The sequence below is a fragment of the Janibacter sp. RAF52 genome (genome assembly GCF_052114035.1).
Classification (GTDB): Bacteria; Actinomycetota; Actinomycetes; order Actinomycetales; family Dermatophilaceae; genus Janibacter; species Janibacter hoylei.
The window spans coordinates 1-20,689 of record NZ_JBFRDY010000008.1; the positions used below are offsets into that span (position 1 = coordinate 1).

23 protein-coding genes are annotated in these 20,689 nt (G+C 73.0%); 14 read left to right on the top strand and 9 right to left on the bottom strand.

Annotated features, from left to right (window positions below; genetic code table 11):
* Positions 1–246: 246 nt before the first annotated feature.
* From AB4Y78_RS11360 to guaA, 5 genes are read left to right on the top strand one after another with little or no spacing between them, the layout of a single operon-like run.
* Positions 247–1,839 carry a succinic semialdehyde dehydrogenase gene (locus AB4Y78_RS11360; protein WP_441714535.1) on the top strand — a complete coding sequence of 531 codons (1,593 nt, stop codon included), beginning with the start codon at positions 247–249 and terminating at the stop codon, positions 1,837–1,839.
* Complete coding sequence (locus AB4Y78_RS11365; protein WP_441714537.1) at positions 1,836–3,626, top strand: FAD-dependent oxidoreductase; 1,791 nt, start codon at positions 1,836–1,838, stop codon at positions 3,624–3,626. Before AB4Y78_RS11360 ends, AB4Y78_RS11365 begins: the two co-directional genes overlap by 4 nt.
* A 35-nt stretch (positions 3,627–3,661) precedes the next feature.
* Positions 3,662–4,408, top strand: a complete 747-nt coding sequence (locus AB4Y78_RS11370) for an SURF1 family protein (protein WP_441714538.1) — start codon at positions 3,662–3,664, stop codon at positions 4,406–4,408.
* Complete coding sequence (locus AB4Y78_RS11375) at positions 4,405–4,746, top strand: DUF3817 domain-containing protein (RefSeq protein ID WP_282071067.1); 342 nt, start codon at positions 4,405–4,407, stop codon at positions 4,744–4,746. The genes AB4Y78_RS11370 and AB4Y78_RS11375 overlap by 4 nt, the downstream gene beginning before the upstream one ends.
* A gap of 42 nt (positions 4,747–4,788) precedes the next feature.
* Positions 4,789–6,366, top strand: a complete 1,578-nt coding sequence (guaA, locus tag AB4Y78_RS11380) for a glutamine-hydrolyzing GMP synthase (RefSeq protein WP_441714540.1) — start codon at positions 4,789–4,791, stop codon at positions 6,364–6,366.
* Positions 6,367–6,377: 11 nt separating this feature from the next.
* Here the strand turns inward: guaA and AB4Y78_RS11385 are convergent, their stop codons facing one another.
* The gene (locus AB4Y78_RS11385; protein WP_441714542.1) at positions 6,378–6,767 is read right to left on the bottom strand and encodes a hypothetical protein; all 390 of its coding nucleotides are present in this window, start codon (positions 6,765–6,767) and stop codon (positions 6,378–6,380) included.
* Positions 6,768–6,797: 30 nt separating this feature from the next.
* On the opposite strand from AB4Y78_RS11385, the gene AB4Y78_RS11390 reads away from it, so the two are divergent.
* The 3 genes from AB4Y78_RS11390 to AB4Y78_RS11400 are packed head-to-tail and all read left to right on the top strand — an operon-like array spanning position 6,798 to position 9,676.
* Positions 6,798–7,496 carry a lysophospholipid acyltransferase family protein gene (locus tag AB4Y78_RS11390; RefSeq protein WP_441714544.1) on the top strand — a complete coding sequence of 233 codons (699 nt, stop codon included), beginning with the start codon at positions 6,798–6,800 and terminating at the stop codon, positions 7,494–7,496.
* A gap of 49 nt (positions 7,497–7,545) precedes the next feature.
* Positions 7,546–8,883 (top strand): MurT ligase domain-containing protein, encoded by a 1,338-nt coding sequence (locus AB4Y78_RS11395; RefSeq protein ID WP_441714546.1) that lies wholly within the window; start codon positions 7,546–7,548, stop codon positions 8,881–8,883.
* Between the two features lies 1 nt (position 8,884).
* Entirely contained in the window at positions 8,885–9,676 is a 792-nt protein-coding gene (locus AB4Y78_RS11400) for a type 1 glutamine amidotransferase (protein ID WP_259911371.1), read from the top strand.
* Positions 9,677–9,686: 10 nt separating this feature from the next.
* Here AB4Y78_RS11400 and AB4Y78_RS11405 read toward each other — a convergent pair whose 3' ends face one another.
* Complete coding sequence (locus tag AB4Y78_RS11405; protein WP_441714548.1) at positions 9,687–10,760, bottom strand: lysylphosphatidylglycerol synthase transmembrane domain-containing protein; 1,074 nt, start codon at positions 10,758–10,760, stop codon at positions 9,687–9,689.
* Positions 10,757–11,608, bottom strand: coding sequence for a PIG-L deacetylase family protein (locus AB4Y78_RS11410; protein WP_441714550.1), 852 nt, complete (start codon positions 11,606–11,608; stop codon positions 10,757–10,759). Before AB4Y78_RS11410 ends, AB4Y78_RS11405 begins: the two co-directional genes overlap by 4 nt.
* A 43-nt stretch (positions 11,609–11,651) precedes the next feature.
* On the opposite strand from AB4Y78_RS11410, the gene AB4Y78_RS11415 reads away from it, so the two are divergent.
* From AB4Y78_RS11415 to AB4Y78_RS11425, 3 genes are read left to right on the top strand one after another with little or no spacing between them, the layout of a single operon-like run.
* Entirely contained in the window at positions 11,652–12,749 is a 1,098-nt protein-coding gene (locus AB4Y78_RS11415) for a glycosyltransferase family 4 protein (RefSeq protein ID WP_441714552.1), read from the top strand.
* Positions 12,746–13,414, top strand: a complete 669-nt coding sequence (locus tag AB4Y78_RS11420) for an NUDIX hydrolase (RefSeq protein ID WP_441714554.1) — start codon at positions 12,746–12,748, stop codon at positions 13,412–13,414. Before AB4Y78_RS11415 ends, AB4Y78_RS11420 begins: the two co-directional genes overlap by 4 nt.
* 33 nt (positions 13,415–13,447) lie before the next feature.
* On the top strand, positions 13,448–13,783 hold the full coding sequence (locus tag AB4Y78_RS11425) for a hypothetical protein (RefSeq protein ID WP_441714556.1): 336 nt from the start codon (positions 13,448–13,450) through the stop codon (positions 13,781–13,783).
* 208 nt (positions 13,784–13,991) lie between these two features.
* On the opposite strand, the gene AB4Y78_RS11430 is transcribed toward AB4Y78_RS11425, so the two are convergent.
* Together AB4Y78_RS11430 and AB4Y78_RS11435 are read right to left on the bottom strand one after the other, a co-directional pair.
* A complete protein-coding gene (locus tag AB4Y78_RS11430; RefSeq protein ID WP_441714558.1) occupies positions 13,992–14,981 on the bottom strand; it encodes a quinone oxidoreductase family protein in 990 nt (329 codons plus the stop codon).
* A gap of 16 nt (positions 14,982–14,997) precedes the next feature.
* Complete coding sequence (locus AB4Y78_RS11435) at positions 14,998–15,822, bottom strand: uracil-DNA glycosylase (protein WP_441714560.1); 825 nt, start codon at positions 15,820–15,822, stop codon at positions 14,998–15,000.
* A gap of 100 nt (positions 15,823–15,922) precedes the next feature.
* Between AB4Y78_RS11435 and AB4Y78_RS11440 the strand changes: the two genes are divergently transcribed.
* Complete coding sequence (locus AB4Y78_RS11440; RefSeq protein ID WP_441714561.1) at positions 15,923–16,249, top strand: TfoX/Sxy family protein; 327 nt, start codon at positions 15,923–15,925, stop codon at positions 16,247–16,249.
* Between the two features lie 86 nt (positions 16,250–16,335).
* Here AB4Y78_RS11440 and AB4Y78_RS11445 read toward each other — a convergent pair whose 3' ends face one another.
* The 3 genes from AB4Y78_RS11445 to AB4Y78_RS11455 all read right to left on the bottom strand — a co-directional run bounded on the left by AB4Y78_RS11445 (position 16,336) and on the right by AB4Y78_RS11455 (position 18,215).
* Positions 16,336–16,581: a ribbon-helix-helix domain-containing protein gene (locus tag AB4Y78_RS11445; protein WP_441714563.1), complete on the bottom strand. Its 246-nt coding sequence runs from the start codon at positions 16,579–16,581 to the stop codon at positions 16,336–16,338.
* A gap of 64 nt (positions 16,582–16,645) precedes the next feature.
* A complete protein-coding gene (gene ligD, locus AB4Y78_RS11450; protein WP_441714565.1) occupies positions 16,646–17,614 on the bottom strand; it encodes a non-homologous end-joining DNA ligase in 969 nt (322 codons plus the stop codon).
* 10 nt (positions 17,615–17,624) lie between these two features.
* Positions 17,625–18,215: a GNAT family N-acetyltransferase gene (locus tag AB4Y78_RS11455; RefSeq protein WP_265229935.1), complete on the bottom strand. Its 591-nt coding sequence runs from the start codon at positions 18,213–18,215 to the stop codon at positions 17,625–17,627.
* A 219-nt stretch (positions 18,216–18,434) separates the two neighbouring features.
* On the opposite strand from AB4Y78_RS11455, the gene AB4Y78_RS11460 reads away from it, so the two are divergent.
* Both AB4Y78_RS11460 and AB4Y78_RS11465 read left to right on the top strand, forming a co-directional pair.
* The gene (locus AB4Y78_RS11460; RefSeq protein ID WP_265229934.1) at positions 18,435–18,938 is read left to right on the top strand and encodes a cysteine dioxygenase; all 504 of its coding nucleotides are present in this window, start codon (positions 18,435–18,437) and stop codon (positions 18,936–18,938) included.
* Positions 18,935–19,354, top strand: a complete 420-nt coding sequence (locus tag AB4Y78_RS11465; protein WP_371417944.1) for a rhodanese-like domain-containing protein — start codon at positions 18,935–18,937, stop codon at positions 19,352–19,354. Before AB4Y78_RS11460 ends, AB4Y78_RS11465 begins: the two co-directional genes overlap by 4 nt.
* A gap of 6 nt (positions 19,355–19,360) precedes the next feature.
* Here AB4Y78_RS11465 and AB4Y78_RS11470 read toward each other — a convergent pair whose 3' ends face one another.
* The gene (locus tag AB4Y78_RS11470) at positions 19,361–20,632 is read right to left on the bottom strand and encodes an MFS transporter (RefSeq protein WP_265231975.1); all 1,272 of its coding nucleotides are present in this window, start codon (positions 20,630–20,632) and stop codon (positions 19,361–19,363) included.
* Positions 20,633–20,689: the final 57 nt, after the last annotated feature.

Below are 20,689 nucleotides of genomic sequence, written 5' to 3' on the forward strand. Positions count from 1 at the left end.
AAGGGGCGACCACGACGCCCCGTGCGAGCAGGAAGCAACGGCTCGATCAGCCGCCACTGCGCATCCGACAGCACCTGAAATCGCGTCATGTCGTCCACGCTGCCCCACCCAAACCCAAATCTTTGCCAGACACGCCCTAGGGAAATGCGGGTGGAGGGCCCGGGGCGAAGGGGGAGGGGCCGCCTTCATGGGCCGATTCACGGACGTCCTCTGGCGCGTCGGGGGACCCCCGGTTACCGTGAGGTAATGACCTCGGAGATCATCGCTGACCCAGAGCTGGACCCCACGGCGACCTACGCGGTCGACCCCGCTCGTGCCCGGCGTTACGCCGGCCGTGTCGTCGCCTCGCCGACGGCGCAGACCTTCACGTGCACCTCGCCGCTCACGGGCGGCCCGATCGCCGCCCTGCCGCTCTCCGGGGAGGGCGACGTGCGTCGTGCCGTGGCCGGAGCCCGCGCCGCCCAGGCGCGCTGGGCCGCGACCTCCTTCGACGAGCGCCGTCGGGTGCTCCTGCGCTTCCACGACCTCGTTCTCTCCCACCAGGTCGAGCTGCTCGACCTGGTCCAGATCGAGTCGGGCAAGGTGCGCAAGCAGGCCTTCGAGGAGGTGCTCGACACCGCCCTCGCGGCGCGCTACTACGGCCGCACGGCCGAGTCGCACCTGCGGCCGCGCAAGGTGGCCGGCGCCTACCCGCTCCTCACCCAGACCCGCGTCCACCACCGGCCCAAGGGCGTCGTCGGCATCGTCTCGCCGTGGAACTACCCGCTGAGCCTGGCCATCACCGACGCGCTGCCCGCGCTCATGGCCGGCAATGCCGTCGTGCTGCGCCCCGACCAGCAGGGCTCGGTCACGGCCCTCGCGGGCGTCGAGCTGCTCCACGAGGCCGGTCTGCCCGAGGGCGTCCTCCAGGTGGTGCTGGGCCCCGGCTCCGAGACGGGGCAGGCGGTCGTCGACTCGACGGACTACGTCTGCTACACCGGCTCGACCGCGACCGGCCGCCGCGTCGCCCAGTCCGCGGCATCGCGACTGGTCTCCTTCAGCATGGAGCTCGGTGGCAAGAACTCGGTGTACGTCGCCGACGACGCCGACCTCGACCGCGCCGTCGAGGGTGCGGTCCGTGCGTGCTTCTCCAGCGCCGGCCAGCTGTGCATCTCGACCGAGCGGGTCGTCGTGCACGAGGCGATCGCCGATGACTTCATCGCCCGCTTCGTCGCCGCCGTCGACGCCATGACGATCGGCACCGCCCTCGAGTACGGCTACGACATGGGCTCGCTGGTCAACCAAGCGCAGCTCGACACGGTCACCGCCCACATCGAGGACGCCACGGCGAAGGGGGCGAAGGTCCTCACCGGTGGCAGGCACCGCCCCGACCTCGGGCCCTACGTCTTCGAGCCGACGGTGCTCGAGGGCGTCACCTCGGCGATGACCTGTCGCGACGAGGAGACATTCGGTCCGCTCGTGTCGATCTACCGGGTCGCCGACGACGCTGCCGCGATCGCGCTCGTCAACGACACCGAGTACGGGCTCAATTCCTCGGTATGGACCCGCGACATCGCTCGCGGCCGGCGTCTGGCTGCCCGGTTCGAGACGGGGACGGTCAACATCAACGAGGCCTACGCCGCGGCGTGGGCCTCGATGGGTGCCCCGATGGGTGGGATGAAGGACTCCGGCATGGGTCGCCGCCACGGCGCGGAGGGCATCCTCAAGTACACGGAGGCCCAGACGGTCGCCGTGCAGCACCTGGTCCCGATCGCCCCCGCCTTCGGCATGAGCGACGCGCTCCACGCCAAGGTGCTCACCCTCGGGCTGCGCGCGATGAAGACGGCGGGCATGCGGTGACCCCGGCTGACGTCGACACCACGGTCGACACCGACGTCCTCGTCATCGGCTCCGGCTTCGGGGGCTCGGTCGCCGCCCTTCGCCTGGCGGAGAAGGGTTATCGCGTGACGGTCCTCGAGGCCGGTCGGCGCTTCGCCGACGAGGACTTCGCCGAGACCAGCTGGGACCTGAAGAACTTCCTCTGGGCGCCCAAGGTGGGGATGTACGGCATCCAGCGCATCCACATGCTCAAGGACGTGATGATCCTCGCCGGCGCAGGTGTCGGCGGTGGCTCGCTCAACTACGCCAACACCCTCTACGTGCCGCCGGAGGTCTTCTTCCGGGACCGCCAGTGGGGCCACATCACCGACTGGCAGGCCGAGCTGCTGCCGCACTACGACATGGCGAGCACGATGCTCGGTGTCGTCACCAACCGGTGCGAGTCCGTCGTCGAGCAGGCCATGCGCGAGGCTGCCGACGAGATGGGTGTGGCCGACACCTTCCGCAAGACCCCCGTCGGGGTGCTCTTCGGCGACGACGACTCCCCGGAGCAGCAGGGCCGCACGGTCGCCGACCCCTACTTCGGTGGGGCGGGTCCCACGCGCACGACGTGCACCGAGTGCGGCAACTGCATGGTCGGCTGCCGGGTGGGCGCCAAGAACACGCTCGTGAAGAACTACCTCGCGCTCGCCGAGGGCCTGGGCGTGCAGATCGTGCCGATGCGCACGGTCACCCGGGTCGGGGTCGTCCCCGGCACCGACGGCCCCGACGAGGTCTACCGGGTGCGTCACGAGGCGACGGATGCCTTGGGGGACAAGACCGCTCGTGTCACGACGGCGCGCAAGGTCGTCGTCGCCGCGGGCACGTGGGGGACCCAGCACCTGCTCCACGAGATGAAGGCGGACGGGGAGCTGCCGGCGATCAGCGACCGCCTCGGCGAGCTGACGCGGACCAACTCGGAGGCCCTCGTCGGTGCCCTCGCATCGTCGCCGCCGGAGGGCGAGCACGACCTGACGAAGGGGGTGGCCATCACCTCCTCCTTCCACCCGGACGAGTCGACCCACATCGAAAACGTCCGGTACGGGCGCGGGTCGGACGCGATGGGCATGCTCACCACGCTGCTCGCGCCGCCGCGGACAGGGCGCACCCCGCGCTTCCTCAAGCTCATCGCGGACCTGCCGAAGAACATCCCGGCGCTCATCGCGTGGTTCCCCCCGGGTACGCACTTCGCCGACAGCACGGTCATCGGCCTGGTCATGCAGTCGCTCGACAACTCGCTGACGACCTACCTGACGACCGGGCCGGGTGGGCGCCGGCGGCTGACCTCGAAGCAGGGCCACGGCGAGGAGAACCCGACCTACATCGAGGCCGGGCACGAGGGCATCCGGGTCCTCGCGGACAAGCTCTCGGCACGGCTCGGTCAACCCGTCTACCCCGGTGGCACGTGGAGCGAGGCCTTCGACATCCCGCTCACCGCGCACTTCCTCGGTGGGGCCCCCATCAGCGACTCGCCGGCCACCGGCGTCATCGACCCGTACCACCGCCTGTGGGGCCACCCGGGTATCAGCGTCGTCGACGGCTCGGCCGTCTCGGCCAACCTCGGCGTCAATCCTTCGCTGACGATCACCGCGCAGGCCGAGCGGGCCTTCTCGCTCTGGCCCAACGTCGGTGACGCCGACGTGCGTCCCGCCCAGGGTGATGCCTACCGCCGGCTCGACCCGATCGCGCCGAGGACGCCGGCGGTCCGTGAGTTCACCCACACCAGCTCGAAGGTGTCGCTGCCGATGCCGGCCGTGCGGGGTGCGTGAGCGGAGCACCCAGAGCGCTCACGTAGCCTGAGCCGGTGCTGCGGACCGCCTGTCGACCCCGATACCTCGGGTTGCTCGTCGTGGCGCTCGCGCTCGTCGCGCTCGGCATCATCGCCGGTCGCTGGCAGTGGTCGGTCGCCCACGACGTCGCCCGTGCCGAGGCCGTCCGCGAGATCCAGGAGCGCCCGGTGCGGCCCGTCGCCGACGCCATCGCCCCGCACGAGGGCTTCCCCGACGACGGGTCGGGGCAGCGGATCAGCATGCGCGGCAGGTACGCGGGTGAGCCGCTCCTCGTCGTCGACCGGCGCTTCGAGGGGCAGCCCGTCAGCTGGGTCCTCGACCGCTTCGTCGTCGAGGAGACGGGCGCCAACCTGGCCGTCGTCCGCGGCTACGTGCCCGCGGGGGAGGACCCCCCTTCGCCGCCTGGGGGAACCCTCGAGATCGTCGGCTCGTTGGCCCCTCCGGAGGCCCCCGACGAGACCGGGGGCATCGACGACGGCGAGCTGACGTCGGTGGACATCGCCCAGCTGGTCAACCTCTGGGAGGGTGACATCTACAACGGCTTCGTCTTCGCCGTCAGCGAGGACGGTGTGACGGCGGCGCCGCAGCGGGTCCCGCCGCCGCTGCCGGACACCTCGCTGCAGTTTCGCAACGTCATGTACGCCGTCCAGTGGTGGATGTTCGCCGCCTTCGCGGTGTGGATGTGGTTGAAGGTCGTGCGCCAGGCGGCGCGCCAGGACGAGGCGGGGGAGCCCGCTCGAGAGGTGGAGGAGTCGACGTGAGCAACGAGACGCAGGGCGGCCAGGCCGCCGACCCGAGGGCCATCGCCAGTGCGCTGACCTTCTTCCGCATCACCGCGGTCATCGCCGGTCTGGCCATGTTTGTCCTCATCGTCGAGATGGTCCTCAAGTACGGCATGAGCAATGACGTGCTCGCCTGGTGGTCGCCGGTGCACGGCCTGATCTTCATGGTCTTCGCCGTCGCGACCGCCAACCTGGGCTTCAAGGTCGGCTGGTCCGTGGGCCGCATGCTCCTCACGCTGCTGCTCGCCTGCATCCCCTTCGTCGCCTTCGTCGAGGAGCGTCGGGTCGTCCGCGAGGTCAGCCCGCTCATCTCCTGACGTGGCGAAGGGAGAGTCCCCGCCGCCCGGTAACCTGTCCGGGTGACGGAATCCCTCAAGACCCGCCCGGTGCTCGTCGTCGACTACGGCGCCCAGTACGCCCAGCTCATCGCGCGTCGTGTGCGTGAGGCGAAGATCTACAGCGAGGTCGTGCCGCACACGATGCCGGTCGCCGAGATCCTCGCGAAGCAGCCGGCCGCGGTGATCCTCTCCGGTGGGCCGTCATCGGTCTACGCCGACGAGGCGCCCTCCCTCGACGTCACGCTCCTCGAGGCCGGGGTCCCCGTCTTCGGCATGTGCTACGGCTTCCAGGCGATGGCCCAGGCGCTCGGCGGCACCGTCGAGCGCACCGGCCTGCGGGAGTACGGATCGACCCGCGCGCAGGTGAGCGACCGCGAGTCCACCCTCTTCAACGGCCAGCCCGCCGAGCAGTCGGTGTGGATGAGCCACGGCGACTCGGTGACCGAGGCCCCCGAGGGCATGCGGGTCACCGCGAGCACCTCCGGCGCACCCGTCGCGGCCTTCGAGGACGACGAGCGTCGCCTGTACGGCGTCCAGTGGCACCCCGAGGTGCTGCACTCGACCTTCGGCCAGCCGGTGCTGGAAAACTTCCTGCTGCGCGGCGCCGGGCTCAGCCCCGACTGGACCGCGGACAACGTCATCGACGAGCAGGTCGACCTCATCCGCGAGACCGTCGGCGATGACCGGGTCCTGTGCGCCCTCTCCGGGGGCGTCGACTCCTCCGTCGCGGCGGCGCTCGTGCAGCGCGCCGTCGGCGAGCAGCTGACCTGCGTCTTCGTCGACCACGGCCTGCTGCGGCAGGGCGAGGCCGAGCAGGTCGAGCAGGAGTTCGTCGCGGCCACGGGCGTCAAGCTCGTCGTCGTCGACGCCAAGGAGCGCTTCCTCGGCGCGCTGGCCGGGGTCACCGACCCCGAGGAGAAGCGCAAGATCATCGGCCGCGAGTTCATCCGCGTCTTCGAGCAGGCGGCGCGCGACGTCGTCGGCGAGGGCGACGAGTCCGGTCACCCCGTCAAGTGGCTCGTCCAGGGCACGCTCTACCCGGACGTCGTCGAGTCCGGCGGCGGCACCGGCGCGGCCAACATCAAGAGCCACCACAACGTCGGAGGCCTGCCCGACGACCTGCAGTTCCAGCTCATCGAACCGCTGCGCGCCCTCTTCAAGGACGAAGTGCGTCAGGTCGGCCGTGAGCTCGGCGTCCCCGACCCGATCGTCGACCGCCAGCCCTTCCCCGGCCCGGGCCTGGGCATCCGGATCATCGGCGAGGTCACCGAGACCAACCTCGACATCCTCCGCCGGGCCGACGCCATCGCCCGCGAGGAGCTGACCGCCGCCGGCCTCGACAAGGAGATCTGGCAGTGCCCGGTCGTCCTGCTCGCCGACGTGCGCTCCGTCGGGGTCCAGGGCGACGGCCGCACCTACGGCCACCCGATCGTCCTGCGCCCCGTCTCCTCCGAGGACGCGATGACCGCCGACTGGACGCGCGTGCCCGGCGACGTCCTCGCGCAGATCTCCACCCGCATCACCAACGAGATCGAAGAGGTCAACCGGGTCGTGCTCGACGTGACGAGCAAGCCGCCGGGCACCATCGAGTGGGAGTGAGCTGAGCGGCATCAGCCGGCGAGCCGCTCCCAGAGCACCCCGGCGGAGCCGCAGCAGCAGATGAGGGCGACCGCGCCACCGCAGCTGATGGCGATGTGCCGCCAGTCGGGTGCCCAGCTGCGTGTCGTCGGGGCCGGGCCGAGGTGCCCACGGCCCCACAGCCACCGCGGCTGCGCGTAGTGCAGGTCGACCTGCTGCCCGGGGTGGACGTCGACCTCGCTCGTGGCCTCCCCGTAGGTGGTCGTCCCGTCGCTCGACTCGACGTCCACGCGGTGGCGACCCGGCGACAGGTCGACGAGCGTGGTCTCGCCGGCCACCGGGTACGGCTGACCGTCGACGCGGAGGCGGACCATCGACGCCCTCCCGGCGACGACGACCCGGACCCGACCCGTGCTGATCATGGCCCCGACGCTACTGACTACTCTGGCCGCGTGAGCACCCACCCGACGATGCGCGTCATGGAGTGGCTCCTGCGGCGAGTGCTCGTGGGGCCTCCCCTTCGCGCCTACCTCCGGCTCGAGGTGGAAGGGGCCGAGCACGTGCCCGCCACCGGCCCGGTGATCATCGCGAGCAACCACCTGAGCTTCCTCGACTCGATGGTCATCCCGCTCGCCGCAGGGCGCAAGGTGGGCTTCCTCGGCAAGGCCGAGTACGTCACCGGCACCGGCGTCTCCGGGTGGCTCGGGCGACTGTGGTTCGGCGAGTTCGGCGGGATGATCCCCGTCGACCGGTCCGATGCCCGCGCTGCTGCCCGCTCCCTCAAGCTCGCGCAGGAGCACCTGGCCGGTGGGGGAGCCTTCGGCATCTACCCCGAGGGCACCCGCAGCCGGGACGGCCGCCTGCACAAGGGGCGCACCGGCGTCGGCCGGCTCGCCATCGCCTCCGGCGCACCCGTGGTGCCCTGCGCCCTCATCGGCACCGACAAGGCGCAGCCCGTCGATGCCCGCGGCATCCGGCCGCACCGGGTCACCGTGCGCTTCGCCCCGCCCGTCGACGTCGCCGCCCTCGAGCAGCGGCACGTCAAGGGCGCGCTCCTGCGCGCCGTCACCGACGAGGTCATGGACGCCATTGCGCAGCGGTCGCCGCAGCAGCGCTCCGACGGCTACGCCGACCGACCCGACGTCGCCTGACCGCGCGCGCCCCCGCCGACCGGCGCGGCCGGCTCAGTACGATGGCGCGGTGCTGAAGACGACGATCGCCGCCCTCGCCGGCAAGGCCGCCCGCCGCGCCGCCCGTCTCCGGGGCGGTGGCACCGGAGGCTCTGCACTCCCCGGCCTCGTCGCGGAGAAGATCGACCCGGGCTTCCTCGCCCACGCGCTCGCCGACGTCCCCGGAGGGATCGTCGTCGTCTCCGGCACCAACGGCAAGACGACGACGACCAAGATGCTCGTCGCGCTCCTGCGGGCCCACGGCCGGACGGTCTTCACCAACCCCACGGGCAGCAACTTCACCCGCGGCGTCATCTCCGCCATGCTCAGCGAGCGACTCCACCGGGGCCGGCTGCAGGCCGACATCGCCGTCCTCGAGCTCGACGAGGCGCACGCCCTGCACTTCGCCCGCGCCGTCGCCCCGACGTACGCGCTGCTGCTCAACGTCGCCCGCGACCAGCTCGACCGCTTCGCCGAGATCGACCACACCGCGGGCCTGCTGACCCAGCTCGCCGGCGTGACGACGACCGGGGTCGTGCTCAACCGCGACGACCCCTTCGTCAACCGCATCGCGACGACGGTCGGCGCCGACGTCGACGTCACGTGGTTCGGCCTCGACGCCTCGATCGCCGACCGTCTCGGCGAGCTGCAGGAGCACGACGCCCGCGGCCACGACGCCTGGTCGCCGCCCGCCGCCCGCGCCCGCGACTCCCTGCTCCAGCCCCAGGACGAGCAGCGGCTCAGCGTGCTCTTCGGCGAGGCCGGCGAAGGGGGGCGGCTCGGCCCCGTCGAGCTGCGTCAGCGCGGGCTCGCCGCGATGATCAACGCGACCGCGGCCACGGCCACGGCGCGGACCCTGCTCGGCGAGGCCTTCGACCCCGCGGCCGCGGAGCAGGCGCTGCGGACGGTGGCCCCTCCCTTCGGCCGTGGCGAGGTCGTCGACGTCGACGGGACCCCGCTCGAGCTCGTCCTCGTCAAGAACCCGGCCGGCTTCACCGTCGCACTCGGCACCTACGGCTCGACCCCCGTCGCCACGATGGTCGCGATCAACGACGACTACGCCGACGGCCGCGACGTCTCCTGGCTCTACGACGTGAGCTTCGAGTCGCTGCGGGACAAGGGGGTCGCGATCACCAGCGGTGTGCGGGGCTGGGACATGGCGCTGCGCCTCCAGTACGACGACGTGCCGGTGGCCTCGACGGAGGTCGACCTCGGCCGGGCCCTCGACGCCTTCCTCGCCGACCACGCCGGGGAGCCCAAGCGGATCTTCTGCACCTACACCGCGATGCTCGCGCTGCGCCGCATGCTCGGCGAGCGGTACGACCTGCCCGAGATGGGCGTGGACGCCCCCGAGACCCAGGGAGCCTGACATGACCCGCGACATCCCCATCCTCGGTGAGCCCACCGGCTCGGCACTGCCCGCGGACCCCGGCCACGAGGGCAAGGGCGAGATCCACCTCGTCCACCTCTACCCCCGCGAGATGAGCATCTACGGCGACCTCGGCAACACCCGCTGCCTCGCCGCGCGCATCCGCCGTCACGGCTACGTGCCGGTCGTCCACCAGCACCACCCCGGACAGGAGCTGCCCGAGCAGGTCCACCTCGTCGTCGGCGGCGGGGGGCAGGACTCGGGGCAGTCCAAGGTCGAGGACGACCTCGAGCGCCAGGCGGACCGGCTGCGCGACCTCGCGGCCGACGGCACCCCGATGCTCATGATCTGCGGCATGTACCAGCTCTTCGGCAAGGCCTTCGTCACCGTGCAGGGGGAGCGGCTGCCGGGCCTGGGCATCCTCGACGTGACCACCCAGGGCAACGAAAAGCGGATGATCGGCCCGATCGTGCTGAGCACCGACCACGGCGACGTCGTCGGCTACGAAAACCACTCGGGCTCCACCACGCTCGGGGCGGGGCAGGCCCCCTTCGGCCGGGTGCGGCACGGCATGGGCAACAACGGCACCGACGGCACCGAGGGCGCGGTCACCGGGCACGTCATCGGCTCCTACCTGCACGGCCCGATCCTGCCGGCCAACCCGCGGCTCGCCGACACCCTCATCGGGTGGGCGGCGGAGCGGGCGACGGGGCGGCCCTTCGAGCCGGAGCAGCTCGACGACGAGGTCGCGCGCCAGGCGCACACCCGTCAGGTGCGTCGGCTCGTCGGCTGACGGACCGGCGTCAGGTGTCGGCGTCGGCCAGCTCGTCGCTCGTGGCGCGCGGCATGAGGCTCCACGCGACCCACCCGAGCGCCCCCAGGGGGATCTCGAGGAAGTGCGTGAAGATCGAGAAGAGCACGACCCCGGCCATCGCCGATGCCGGGTCCGCGCCCCAGGCGACGAGCGCGGCTGCCGTGCCGGTCTCGGTGACGCCGAGGCCGCCCGGCGTCACGCCGACCGCCGTGAGCAGCCGCCCGATCGCATAGGCCGCGAAGAGCTGGCCGAAGGGCAGCTCGATGCCCGTCGTCTGCGTGCACAGCAGGAAGAGGACGTAGTAGAGGCCGAAGAAGCCGAGCATGCCGAGCGACATCTGCAGCCACCCGGTGCGGACGGTCTCGGCGATCCGCCCCCGCAGGTCCGTCAGGCCGCGCTCGATGCTGTCGCCGTGCCCGCGGCGCACGAGCCGCACGAGCCGGTCGAGACCGCGCCCCAGCTGCCGGGCGCCACGGTCGGTGCCGATGGCCAGCGCGAAGAGGACGACGATCGCCGCGCCCGACAGCACCGCCGCCCAGGCGGCCTCGCGCATGGCGGGGGGCAGATCGGTGGCACCCCAGGCCAGGCCGACCACGGCGATGATCGGGAGGGCGACGCGGGCCAGGACATTCCACACCCCGGTGACGACCGCCATCGTCGTCACGCTCGCTGCCGAAAATCCCCAGGACTTCGCGATCGAGTAGGTCGCGGCCAGGCCGATGGCGCCACCGCCCGGCAGCAGGTTGGAGACGGAAGACCCGCAGACGTTGAGGATCAGCGCCCGCACGTGCCCCAGCCCCTGCATGGCACCCGTCATGACGAAGGTGTAGCAGTACAGCCCCCCGACGACGAGGCCTGCGAAGAGCGCGGCCTTCCAGAGCGGCACGGTGCCGAGCACGTGCCAGACCTCGCTCCACGACGTCTTGGCGAAGTGCGGCAGGCCCCACCACAGCATCCCGACGGCCAGCCCGAGACCGACCGTCACCTGCAGCACCCGGACGACGTGGGAGCTCCGCCGCTGCTGCGGGTCGGCCTCGCCCTCCGGCGGGCTCGCGCCCGTCATGCCAAGCCCTCGAAGATGTCGGTGGCCGCCGTGCCCGGGGCCGCGTCCGGGTCGACGAACCATTCGCGGCCGAAGACGAGGTCGTAGAGCGGCCGGGGGATGCGCACGAGCATCCCGAGCGTGCGGTCGCCCCCGCCCCCGCCGTCGGCGGCGGCCTGGCTCGCGTGGGCGCGCATCGACGCGCGCTTGGCAGCCGCGTGGCGCCGCACCGGGATGCGGTGGGTGATCTCCGTCTTCGCGGCGAAGGCCCGGTCGAAGCTGCTGCGGTCGAACTCGGGCGGGAAGCGGTAGACCTTGGCCACCAGGTCGATCGCCCGGCAGATGAGATCGCGGGGCACGGTCGCCCACAGGACCCGCACGTCGAGCCCGCGCTCGCGCGCCAGCTCGGCGGCCCGCGACCCGACCTCGTGCACGCGCACGTGGTCGCGGTGCCCGTACCCGCCGTTGGGGTCGTAGGTCGTCAGGACGTCGCCCCGCTCCTCGACGAGCACGTCGGCCAGCGCGCTGGCCGCCTCGTCGATCGGCACCCGGACGAAGCGGCGTCCGCCGGGCGGGTCCGGCCACACCTCGGGGCCGCTGCCGCTGTCGGCGTGCCCGAGCTCCACGGTGCGGGCGACACCGAGCGCGCGCGCACTCGCGGCGAGCTCGCGGCTGCGGGTGGAGGCGAGGGCATCTCCCTTCGCGCCGTAGGCGGTCTCGTCGGTCTCGCCGAGCGCCCCGTCGGTCGCGACGACGAGGACCACGCGGTGCCCCTCGGCCGCGGCGCGGGCCATCGTCCCCGCCGTGAGCAGGGCCTCGTCGTCGGGGTGCGCGTGGAAGACCACGAGGGTGCGGGCTGCGGAGTCCATCGGGTGAAACCCTGCCACACCAGCCCGTGGCACCCTTGGACCCGTGAAGGTGGCCCTGCTCTCCGACTGCTACCCGCCGCGCACCGGCGGGATCGAGTCGCAGGTGGGCGACCTCGCCGCACAGCTCGTCACGGCCGGTCACGAGGTCGAGGTCTTCACCGCGACGGCCGGCGGCGCGGGGGAGCGCGGCGTGCGGGTGCACCGGATGGACACCCCGTGGGCGGGCGGGCTGCCGGTCAACCCCTTCGCCCCGCCCGAGGTCGCCCGCCGGCTCTCCGCGGGGGGCTTCGACGTCGCCCACGTGCACATGGGGGTCGTCTCTCCCTTCGCCTGGGACATGGCCGGCGTGACCACGCGGCTCGGCCTGCCGACGGCCCTCACCTGGCACTGCGTGCTCGACCGCGCGGCCCGCCCGCTCGGGCCGGTGGTGCGCCGGTGGGTGGAGCGGGGCGCGGTGCTGTCGGCGGTCTCCGGCTTCGCAGCCCGGGGCGTGCGCACCGCGGCGAAGGGAGAGCCCGTCGCCGTGCTCCCCAACGGCATCGACCCGAGCCTCTGGCGCGGTACCGCACCACCGATGGCTGCCGAAGCCCCCCCCGCCCGCCCGGTCCGCGTCGTCACCGCCTCGCGCCTGGCCCCCCGCAAGCGGGTCGGGGCCCTGCTGTCCGTGGCGGCGCGCGCCCACGAGAGGCTCGGGCCGGGGGCGCTGACGCTCGAGGTCTTCGGCGAGGGTTCGTTGCGCCCGTGGCTCGAGGCGCGCACCCGCGCCCTCGGGCTCGAGGAGGTCGTGCGGCTACCCGGCCGGGTGAGCCGCGCCGAGTTGGCCGCCGCGTGGGCCGGTGCCGACGTCTACCTGTCGCCGACGCGCCTGGAGGCCTTCGGCATCGCGGCGCTCGAGGCGCGCACGGCCGGGCTCCCGGTCATCGCCCGCGGCGACTCGGGGGTCCGCGAGGTCGTGACCGACGGGGTGTCCGGCCTGCTCGCCGCCGACGACGCCGGGCTCGCCGACGCTCTCGTGCGCCTGGTCGCCGACGACAGCCTGCGGGCCCGCCTCGCGCAGCACAACCGGACCACACCGCCGGCGCAGACCTGGGCGCGGGTCGTCGAACAGGTCGCGGCCGAGTACCGGCGGGCCGGCGCATGACGATCGTCGTCGCCGCGGTGTCGGAGGGTGTCGAGGTCGGACGCTGGCGCCTCGGTCACGGCGAGGACCCGGCTTGGCTGCTCGCTGCGCACGGGTGGGGCGGGGCGCCGACGGGGACGCGTCTGATGGGGCCGGATGTCGTGATCGACTACGAGGTCACGGCGTGCCCACCGATCACCGCGCCCGAGGTGCCGCTCGCCCCGCAGGGAGCACGTCGGCTGCAGCGGCTCGCGGCCTATGCGTTGGTCGTCGACGCCGGGCACCTGCTGCTCACCCAGCTGTCGGAGCGGGTCGCGGGCGGGGCCGGTCGCTGGACCCTGCCCGGTGGCGGCGTCGACCCCGGTGAGGCCCCCGTCGACGGGGCGGTGCGAGAGGTGCACGAGGAGGCCGGGCAGGTGGTCGTCGTCGACGAGCTCGTCCAGGTCCAGTCCCGGCACTGGATCGGTGACGTCGCGGCGGGCGAGTCACCCGAGGACTTCCACGCGGTCCGGCTGATCCACCGGGCGACGTGCCCGGAGCCGGGGCCCGCACGGGTCGTCGAGGTCGACGGGTCCACCGCGGCGGCCGCCTGGGTGCCCCTTGCCGAGGTGCGGGCGCTGCCCGTCGCCGACATGGTCCGGCTGGCGTGGCCGCACGTCCCCGGAGCCGTCTCCTACCCTCTGTAGGAGACGAGGCGGGCGTCGCCTACCCTTGGCCCCATGGACGCCCTGCACCTCATCCTCTACATCCTCCACATGATCGCGCTGATCGCCATCGTCGTCAGCCCGCCCATCCCCGGCAGCGGTCACCTGGTGCAGGTGTGGGCTGCGCGCGCCCAGCTGGTCATCGGCCTGCTGCTCACCGGTCTCGCCGAGGCGGGCGACGACCCGGTCAACCACGCGAAGATCGGCACCAAGCTGCTCATCATGATCGCAGTGCTCGCCTGCGCCGAGATCGGCAACGCCAAGGCCAAGCGCGGCGAAAGCGGCACGACGCTCGCCTGGGCCGCCGCCGGCCTGGCGGTCGTCAACGCGGCCATCGCCTTCCTCTGGTGATCTGACCTGCGTGTCGGACTGCAGTCGGTCCTGACGGGAGCGCGCCACCCGCGTGCTGTCGTCAGGCGATGAGCGAACTGCAGTCCGACACCCGGGCGCGCTGTCGCACGACCCGCGCGATGACCTCGCGCACCCAGTCGGGGTTGTACATCACGTGCTCCCACGCGGAGCGGAGCACGACCCACCGGCGATTACGACACGCCGGGTCTCAGGGCACGAGCAGCAGCTTGCCCGTCGTCTCCCGCCCCTCGAGCGCGTCGTAGGCGGCCGCTGCCTCGGCGAAGGGGTAGCGGTGGTGGATCGCGATGTCGAGTCGCCCGGCGGAGATGTCCGCGAAGACCTCGCGCCCCCGCATGAGCAGCTCGTCGCGGTCCTGGATGTAGTGGGCGAGCGTGGGGCGGGTGACGAAGAGCGAGCCGCCGCTGTTGAGACGCTGCAGGTCGAAGGGGGGTACCTGCCCCGACGCCCCACCGAAGAGCACGAGGGTGCCCCGGGGTCGTAGCGACGCCAGCGACGCGTCGAAGGTCGCCCGGCCCACCCCGTCGTAGACGACGTCGACGCCGCGCGAGGCGCCGACACGGTCGGCGGCGGCGGCGATGTCGGCCGCGAGGTCGTCGGTGCGCGAGTAGTCGACGAGCTCGGCGGCGCCGCGTGACCGGGCGATATCGAGCTTGGACTGCGAGCCGGCCGTGGCGATGACGGTGCCGCCCCGGCTGGTGATCATCTGCGTCAGCAGCTGGCCGACGCCACCGGCCGCGGCGTGCACGAGGGCGACGGTGCCCTCCCCGACGCGCACGCAGTCGGTGACGAGCGCGTGCGCGGTCATGCCCTGCAGCGTCGCGGCGCAGGCGGTCTCGAGGTCGACGTCGTCGGGCACCGGCAGCAGGCGGGTCGAGTCGGCGATGACGAGCTCCGCGTGCAGTCCCGCGGCCATCGACCAGGCGACGCGGTCACCCACCGCGACGACGGCTCCCTCGCCCACGGCCCGCACCGTGCCCGCGGCCTCGACGCCCTGCACGTAGGGAGGCTCCGTCGGGTAGATGCCCTCGCGCTGGTAGACGTCGATGAAGTTGACCCCGCCGGCGGCCACCTCCACGAGCGCCTCGCCCGGGCCGGGGTCGGGTACCTCCCGCTCCTCGACGGCGAGGACCTGCGATCCTCCGTGGCGGGTGACGACGAGTGCGCGCATGGTGGCCATGACGCCAGCCTAGGGACTACAGCGAGGCGATGACCTCGTCGAGCATCGCCTCGGTGAGCCGGCCGGTCTGGGTGTTGTGCTGGCTCACGTGGTAGCAGCCGACGAGCTCCACCTCGCGTCCCTCGGGTGTGCGAAGCACCGCGCGGGCGCCGTGGCCGAACTTCGGCTTCGGTCGCGGCACCTCCCACCCTGCATGCCGCACCCCGGCGATCGTCGCGTCCCAGCCGATCGCCCCCAAGCACATGATCGACCGGACAAAGGGAGCGCTCCGCGCGAGGTCGGCATCGAGCCACGGCGCACAGGTGCGCTTCTCGTCGGTCGTGGGCTTGTTCTGCGGGGGAGCGCAGCGCACCGGTGCGGTGATCCGCACGCCGTCGAGGACCAGCCCGTCGCCGGCCGCCCACGACTCCGGCTGGCTCGCGTAGCCGGCTCGGTGCAGGGCGGCGAAGAGCCAGTCACCCGAGCGGTCACCGGTGAAGTTGCGCCCCGTCCGGTTGGCCCCGTGCGCCGCGGGAGCGAGCCCGACGACGACGACCGGCGCGTCGGGCGGCCCGAGGGCCGGGACCGGCCGCCCCCAGTAGGGCTGGTCGGCGAAGGCGGCCCGCTTCGTCACGGCCACCTCCTCGCGCCAGGCGACGAGGCGCGGGCAGGCGCGGCACACGGAGATCCGGGCGTCGAGCTCGGCCCGGCCGGCGGCCCCCTTCGCCAGCCGCCGCACCTGGGCGGCCGTCCGGGCCACGGGCGTCTCGGCGGTCGCCGCGTCATCGGGCCACCCCGTCCCCGGCTCCACCGGCGAGGCGAAAGGAGCGCCCGTCACCGGGTGCGGCAGCAGCTCGTTCATCGATTCACCATAGATCGGTGACCGCTCCCTGAGGAGCGAGGTCGCCCGCGGCCGAGCGTCTCGAAGGGGCGCACCGCTCACCATCCGACAGACTCGACCCATGGCCATCGACGAAGCCCTCGCCGACCGCGTCCGCACCGACCTCTCCGAGCGCGGCATCGAGTGGGAGGAGCGGCGGATGTTCGGCGCGCTCATCTTCATGGTCGGCGGCTCGATCCTCGTCGGCGTGCGCGGTGGGGGCGGTCTGCTGGCGCGGGTCGACCCCGTCGAGAGCGCGGACCTGCTCGCCGTCGCCGGCCCGCTCGACGCGCAGGTCGCCGACATGGGCGGCAAGGACATGGGCCCGAGCTGGTTGGACGTGCACCCCGACGCGGTCGCCGACGACGCGGGCCTGACGCACTGGCTCGACGCCTGCCTGCGCCGCTGACCCGGCCGCGCGTCAGCTGGGCAGCGCTGTCGTAGTGGGCATGCGCGGTCCCAGGTCCTCTGCAGCCAAGCGGGTGAGGCGGATGGTCACGCGCGAGAGCGGAGTTGCCGGCGCACGTCACCCCAGTCGAGCGTGGAGGCGGGGTGGGTGGCATCGAGGCCCTCGACCAGTTGCCGGCGTTCCAGCTCGGTGGGGTGGCAGACGGCTTCACCGACGTGGGTCCGCAATGCCTCCTGGACCACTTCCGAGCGGCTCCGGTGCTCGACGGCGTGCGCTCGTTCGATCAGGTCGTAGAGCTCCTCCGGCAATGTCACGGCAACTCTGCGCACCATGCCCAACCTCCTGGTATGAGGAAATCATGCCGATGCGGCGCGGGGAGAAGCCGCCCCGCCGAGATCATTCGTCGGGCTCGGCCGGCCCCTCGTGCCCGGCGGCCTCGTCGCGCTCGGCCCACTCGAGCAGCGGCGTCAGGTCGTGCGCGACGTCGTCGATGCCCGCGTGCAGGTCGCCGATCTCGGCGAAGCGCTGCGGCACCGTGGCGATCGTGCAGTCCTGCGGCTCGACGTCGGCGATCTCGTCCCAGGTGATCGGCGTCGACACGGTCCCGCGGGCATTGCCCCGCACCGAGTAGGCGGCCGCGATCGTGTGGTCGCGGGCATTTTGGTTGTAGTCGACGAAGACCGCCGCCGGGTCGCGGTCCTTGCGCCACCACGTCGTCGTCACGTCCTGCGGTGCACGCCGCTCGACCTCGCGGGCGAAGGCGAGCGCCGCCCTGCGCATGTCGCCGAACTCCCACCGGGGCTCGATCCGGACGTACACGTGGAGCCCGGACCCACCGCTCGTCTTGGGGAAGCCGACGACCCCGAGCTCGTCGAGCACCTCGCGGCAGACGTCGGCCACCCGCCGCACCCGGTCGAAGGGAGCGTCCGGCATGGGGTCGAGGTCGATCCGCCACTCGTCGGGCCGGTCGACGTCGGCGCGGCGGACATTCCACGGGTGCAGCTCGACGGTGCTCATCTGCACCGCCCAGATGATCGCGCCGAGCTCGGTGGGGCACAGCTCGTCGGCGTGCAGGGCGTAGCGGGGGAAGTGCAGCCGCACCGTCTCGACCCAGTCGGGCGCACCCTTCGGCAGGCGCTTCTGGTGGACCTTGGCCCCGGCCACGCCCTTGGGGAATCGGTGCAGCATCGTCGGGCGCTCCCGCAGCGCGCGCAGGATCCCATCGCCGACGGCGAGGTAGTACCGCGCGAGGTCGAGCTTGGTCTCGCCGCGCTCGGGGAAGTAGACCCGGTCGGGGGAGGAGATGCGCACGTCGCGCCCCCCGACGTCGAGGTGGACGTCGTCGCCGTGCTCGCCGCGGGCCATGCCCTCGAGACTAGGCCAGCCGAGCCCCCTTCGGCCGATCCGTGACGACCGTGGGCACCCAGTAGCGCCGCTTGCCCACGCGCGAGTCCTCGTAGGCCCCACCGGCGCCCTCGATGACCGCCCGTGACGCGGCGTTGTCCTCGTCGCAGGTGACGAGCACCCGCTCGTGGCCCATCTCGGCGGCGAGCTCGAGCACCTGGCGAAGGGCGGTGCTCGCGTGCCCCTGCCGCCTCGCCGAGGGCCGGATCGAGTAGCCGATGTGCCCGCCCTGCTCGAGGAGGACGTCGGTCAGCTCGTGTCGGAAGGCGATCGAGCCGAGGTAGGTGTCGCCCTCGACGATCCACAGGTAGGTGCACGGGACGAAGTGCGCCGGCCGCGGCGTCTCGGGCAACTCGTCGGCGCGGCGAGCCTGCACCAGGCGCCGGAAGGTGTCGGGGTCCTCGAGCCCCTCGCGGGTGAAGTCCAGCCCGGCGAAGCCCGTCGTCGGGTCGGCCGCCAGCTGCAGCTCGCCGTCCCCGTCACGGTGCGCCCGGGCGAACTCGTCGAGCGCCTCGAGGTAGGAGTGCTGGTAGCGGGCGTCGGGTCGCACGATCTGGGCCATGGCGGCACCCTATGTCGCTCATATCCCACCATGTGAATAGGAATTTGCTCGGGTGGTGTCACCTGTGGTGGGCTGCTCGCATGGACCACACGACGCGCGCCGGGACCCCCTTCGCCGGGGTGCGTCGTCTGCACCTGGACCTCGCGCTCCACCTCGGTGCCCTCTGTCGTCGCTGCGCCTGACCGCAGCCCGCAGACCCCACCGCACAGGAGCCCACCCATGTACACGACCTCGTCCACACCTGCCCTCGCCCGATCGACACCCGGCGTCGAGGCATTCACCCCCGTCCAGCTGCTGCGCCTGACTCAGCTCTTCGCGAGCGACCCGGCACTGGCCGACACCCTCGGCCCCGACCCCGACCGACCGGGGGAGCGCAGCTGGCGGCTGCTCGCCGACAGCCCCCGGCTGCAGGTCTGGCTCATCCGCTGGCCCGTCGGCACGAGCACCGGCTGGCACGACCACGGCGGTGCGCGCGGCGGCTTCACCGTCGTGCGCGGCACCCTGACCGAGCGCACCCGCGAGCGGTCCGTCGTCGCGACCGAGCTCGACGAAGGGGAGGGCCGTGCCTTCGGGGGCAGCCACCTCCACGACGTCGTCAACCTCGGTCGCGAGGCCGCCGTGTCGGTCCACGCCTACAGCCCGACGCTCGCGCAGATGACCCACTACGACCTCGCCGACGGCGTGCTGCACCCCTCGGGCGTCGAGCAGCGGCAGGCGTGGTGAGCCGCGTGACCGGCCACCACGACGGCGTCGACGCACTCCTCGCCGACGCCCGCTCCCGGCTGAGCCGCGTCACGCCGGTGCAGGCCTGGCGGGAGGTGCGCGACGGCACGGCCCGCCTCGTCGACATCCGCCCGGCAGCGCAGCGGGCCGCCGAAGGGGAGGTCGCCGGTGTCCTCGACCCCTGGGTCATCGAGCGCAATGTCCTCGAGTGGCGGCTCGACCCGCGGCAGGGCGCCGCACTGCCCGGCGTCGCACTCGGCGACCGCGTCATCGTCCTCTGCCAGGAGGGCTACACCTCTTCGCTCGCGGCGGACTCCCTGCGCTCCATCGGCATCGAGCGGGCGACCGACGTCGTCGGCGGCTTCGCCGCGTGGCGTGAGCTCGGCCTGCCGGTCGCCCGCCTCCGCGCGGCCTGACGACGGTCAGGGCGCCGCCGGGTCGACCGGCGTCGGGTACGAGCCCTCGGGCACCGGGGCGGCCACCTCCGGTGCCCGCAGGGTGCGCACCTGCGGGGAGAGCAGGGCGAGCACGGCGGAGCTGACGATGATGGCGGCGCAGACGAGCAGCGCGGTGTGCGCGCCGAGGTGGACCGCTGCCGGACCGGCGAGCAGCACCCCGACGGGGCCGAAGAGCATCGACCCGAAGGCGTCGTACGACGCGACCCGCGACAGGGCGTGCGGCGGCACCTCGCGCTGCATCGTCGTCTGCCACAGGACGGTGAAGGTGTCCATGCCCAGACCCATGACGAAACCCCCGAGGACGATGAGCGCCAGCGGCGCCCCGAGCCCGAGCAGCAGGTACGGCAGGGCGGTGAGCGAGGTGAGCAGCACGCCGAGGAGGATCGGGCGCCGGGGGCGGATGCGCAGCGCGATGACGACACCCACGAGCATCCCGACCGCCTCGCCCGTGAGGATCGCCGACCACGCGCCCGCCCCGCCGAGCTCGGCCTCGGCGACCACCGGGCCCAGCACCGTGTGCGCGCCCTGCCAGGCGAGGATCAGCAGGGCGAACTGCGCGACGACGACCCAGAGCCACTGCCGTGAGGCGAACTCGACCCAGCCCTCGCGCAGCTCGGCGAGGACGGAGGTCCCCCCTTCGCCACCGGGACGTGGGGTCGAGCCGATGCGCCAGGCGAAGGTGGCGGCAGCGGCGTACACGCCCGCGGCGGTGACGAGGGCCCACCCCGGCCCCATGAGGACGACGACCGCACCGGCCGCGATGAGCCCGCCGATGCGGGCGACGTTGGCCCCCACCGCGAGCAGCGCATTGGCCGGCTGCAGCCGGTCCGGGGGCGCGACCTCGGGGATGATCCCCGACAGGACCGGCCAGACGACGGCGCCCGCGAGACCGGTGAGGACGGCGAAGGCACACACGAGCGGGATCGGTGCCCACCCGAGCAGCAGCATCGTCCCGATGCCGAGCCAGGCCACGAGCGAGAGGCACTCGCCGGTGAACATCACGAACCGGCGCGGGTAGCGGTCGGCGACGACACCGCCGAGCAGCAGCCCGAGCACGTGGGGGATCGCCTCGGCCGCGACGACGAGCGAGAGGGTCCCGGCGTCCGCGCCCGGCAGCCGCAGCACCCCGAAGGCCAGCGCCACAGGGGCGAAGGCCAGCCCGAGCATCGACAGGGTGCGCGCGGCGAAGAGCGCCGCGAAGCGCCGCTCCCGTAGCAGGCTCAGGTCCTCGCGCATCCCGCTCACCGGCGCAAGATACTCCGCGTCACCCGACCTGCCCGTCCGCGGGGCCTG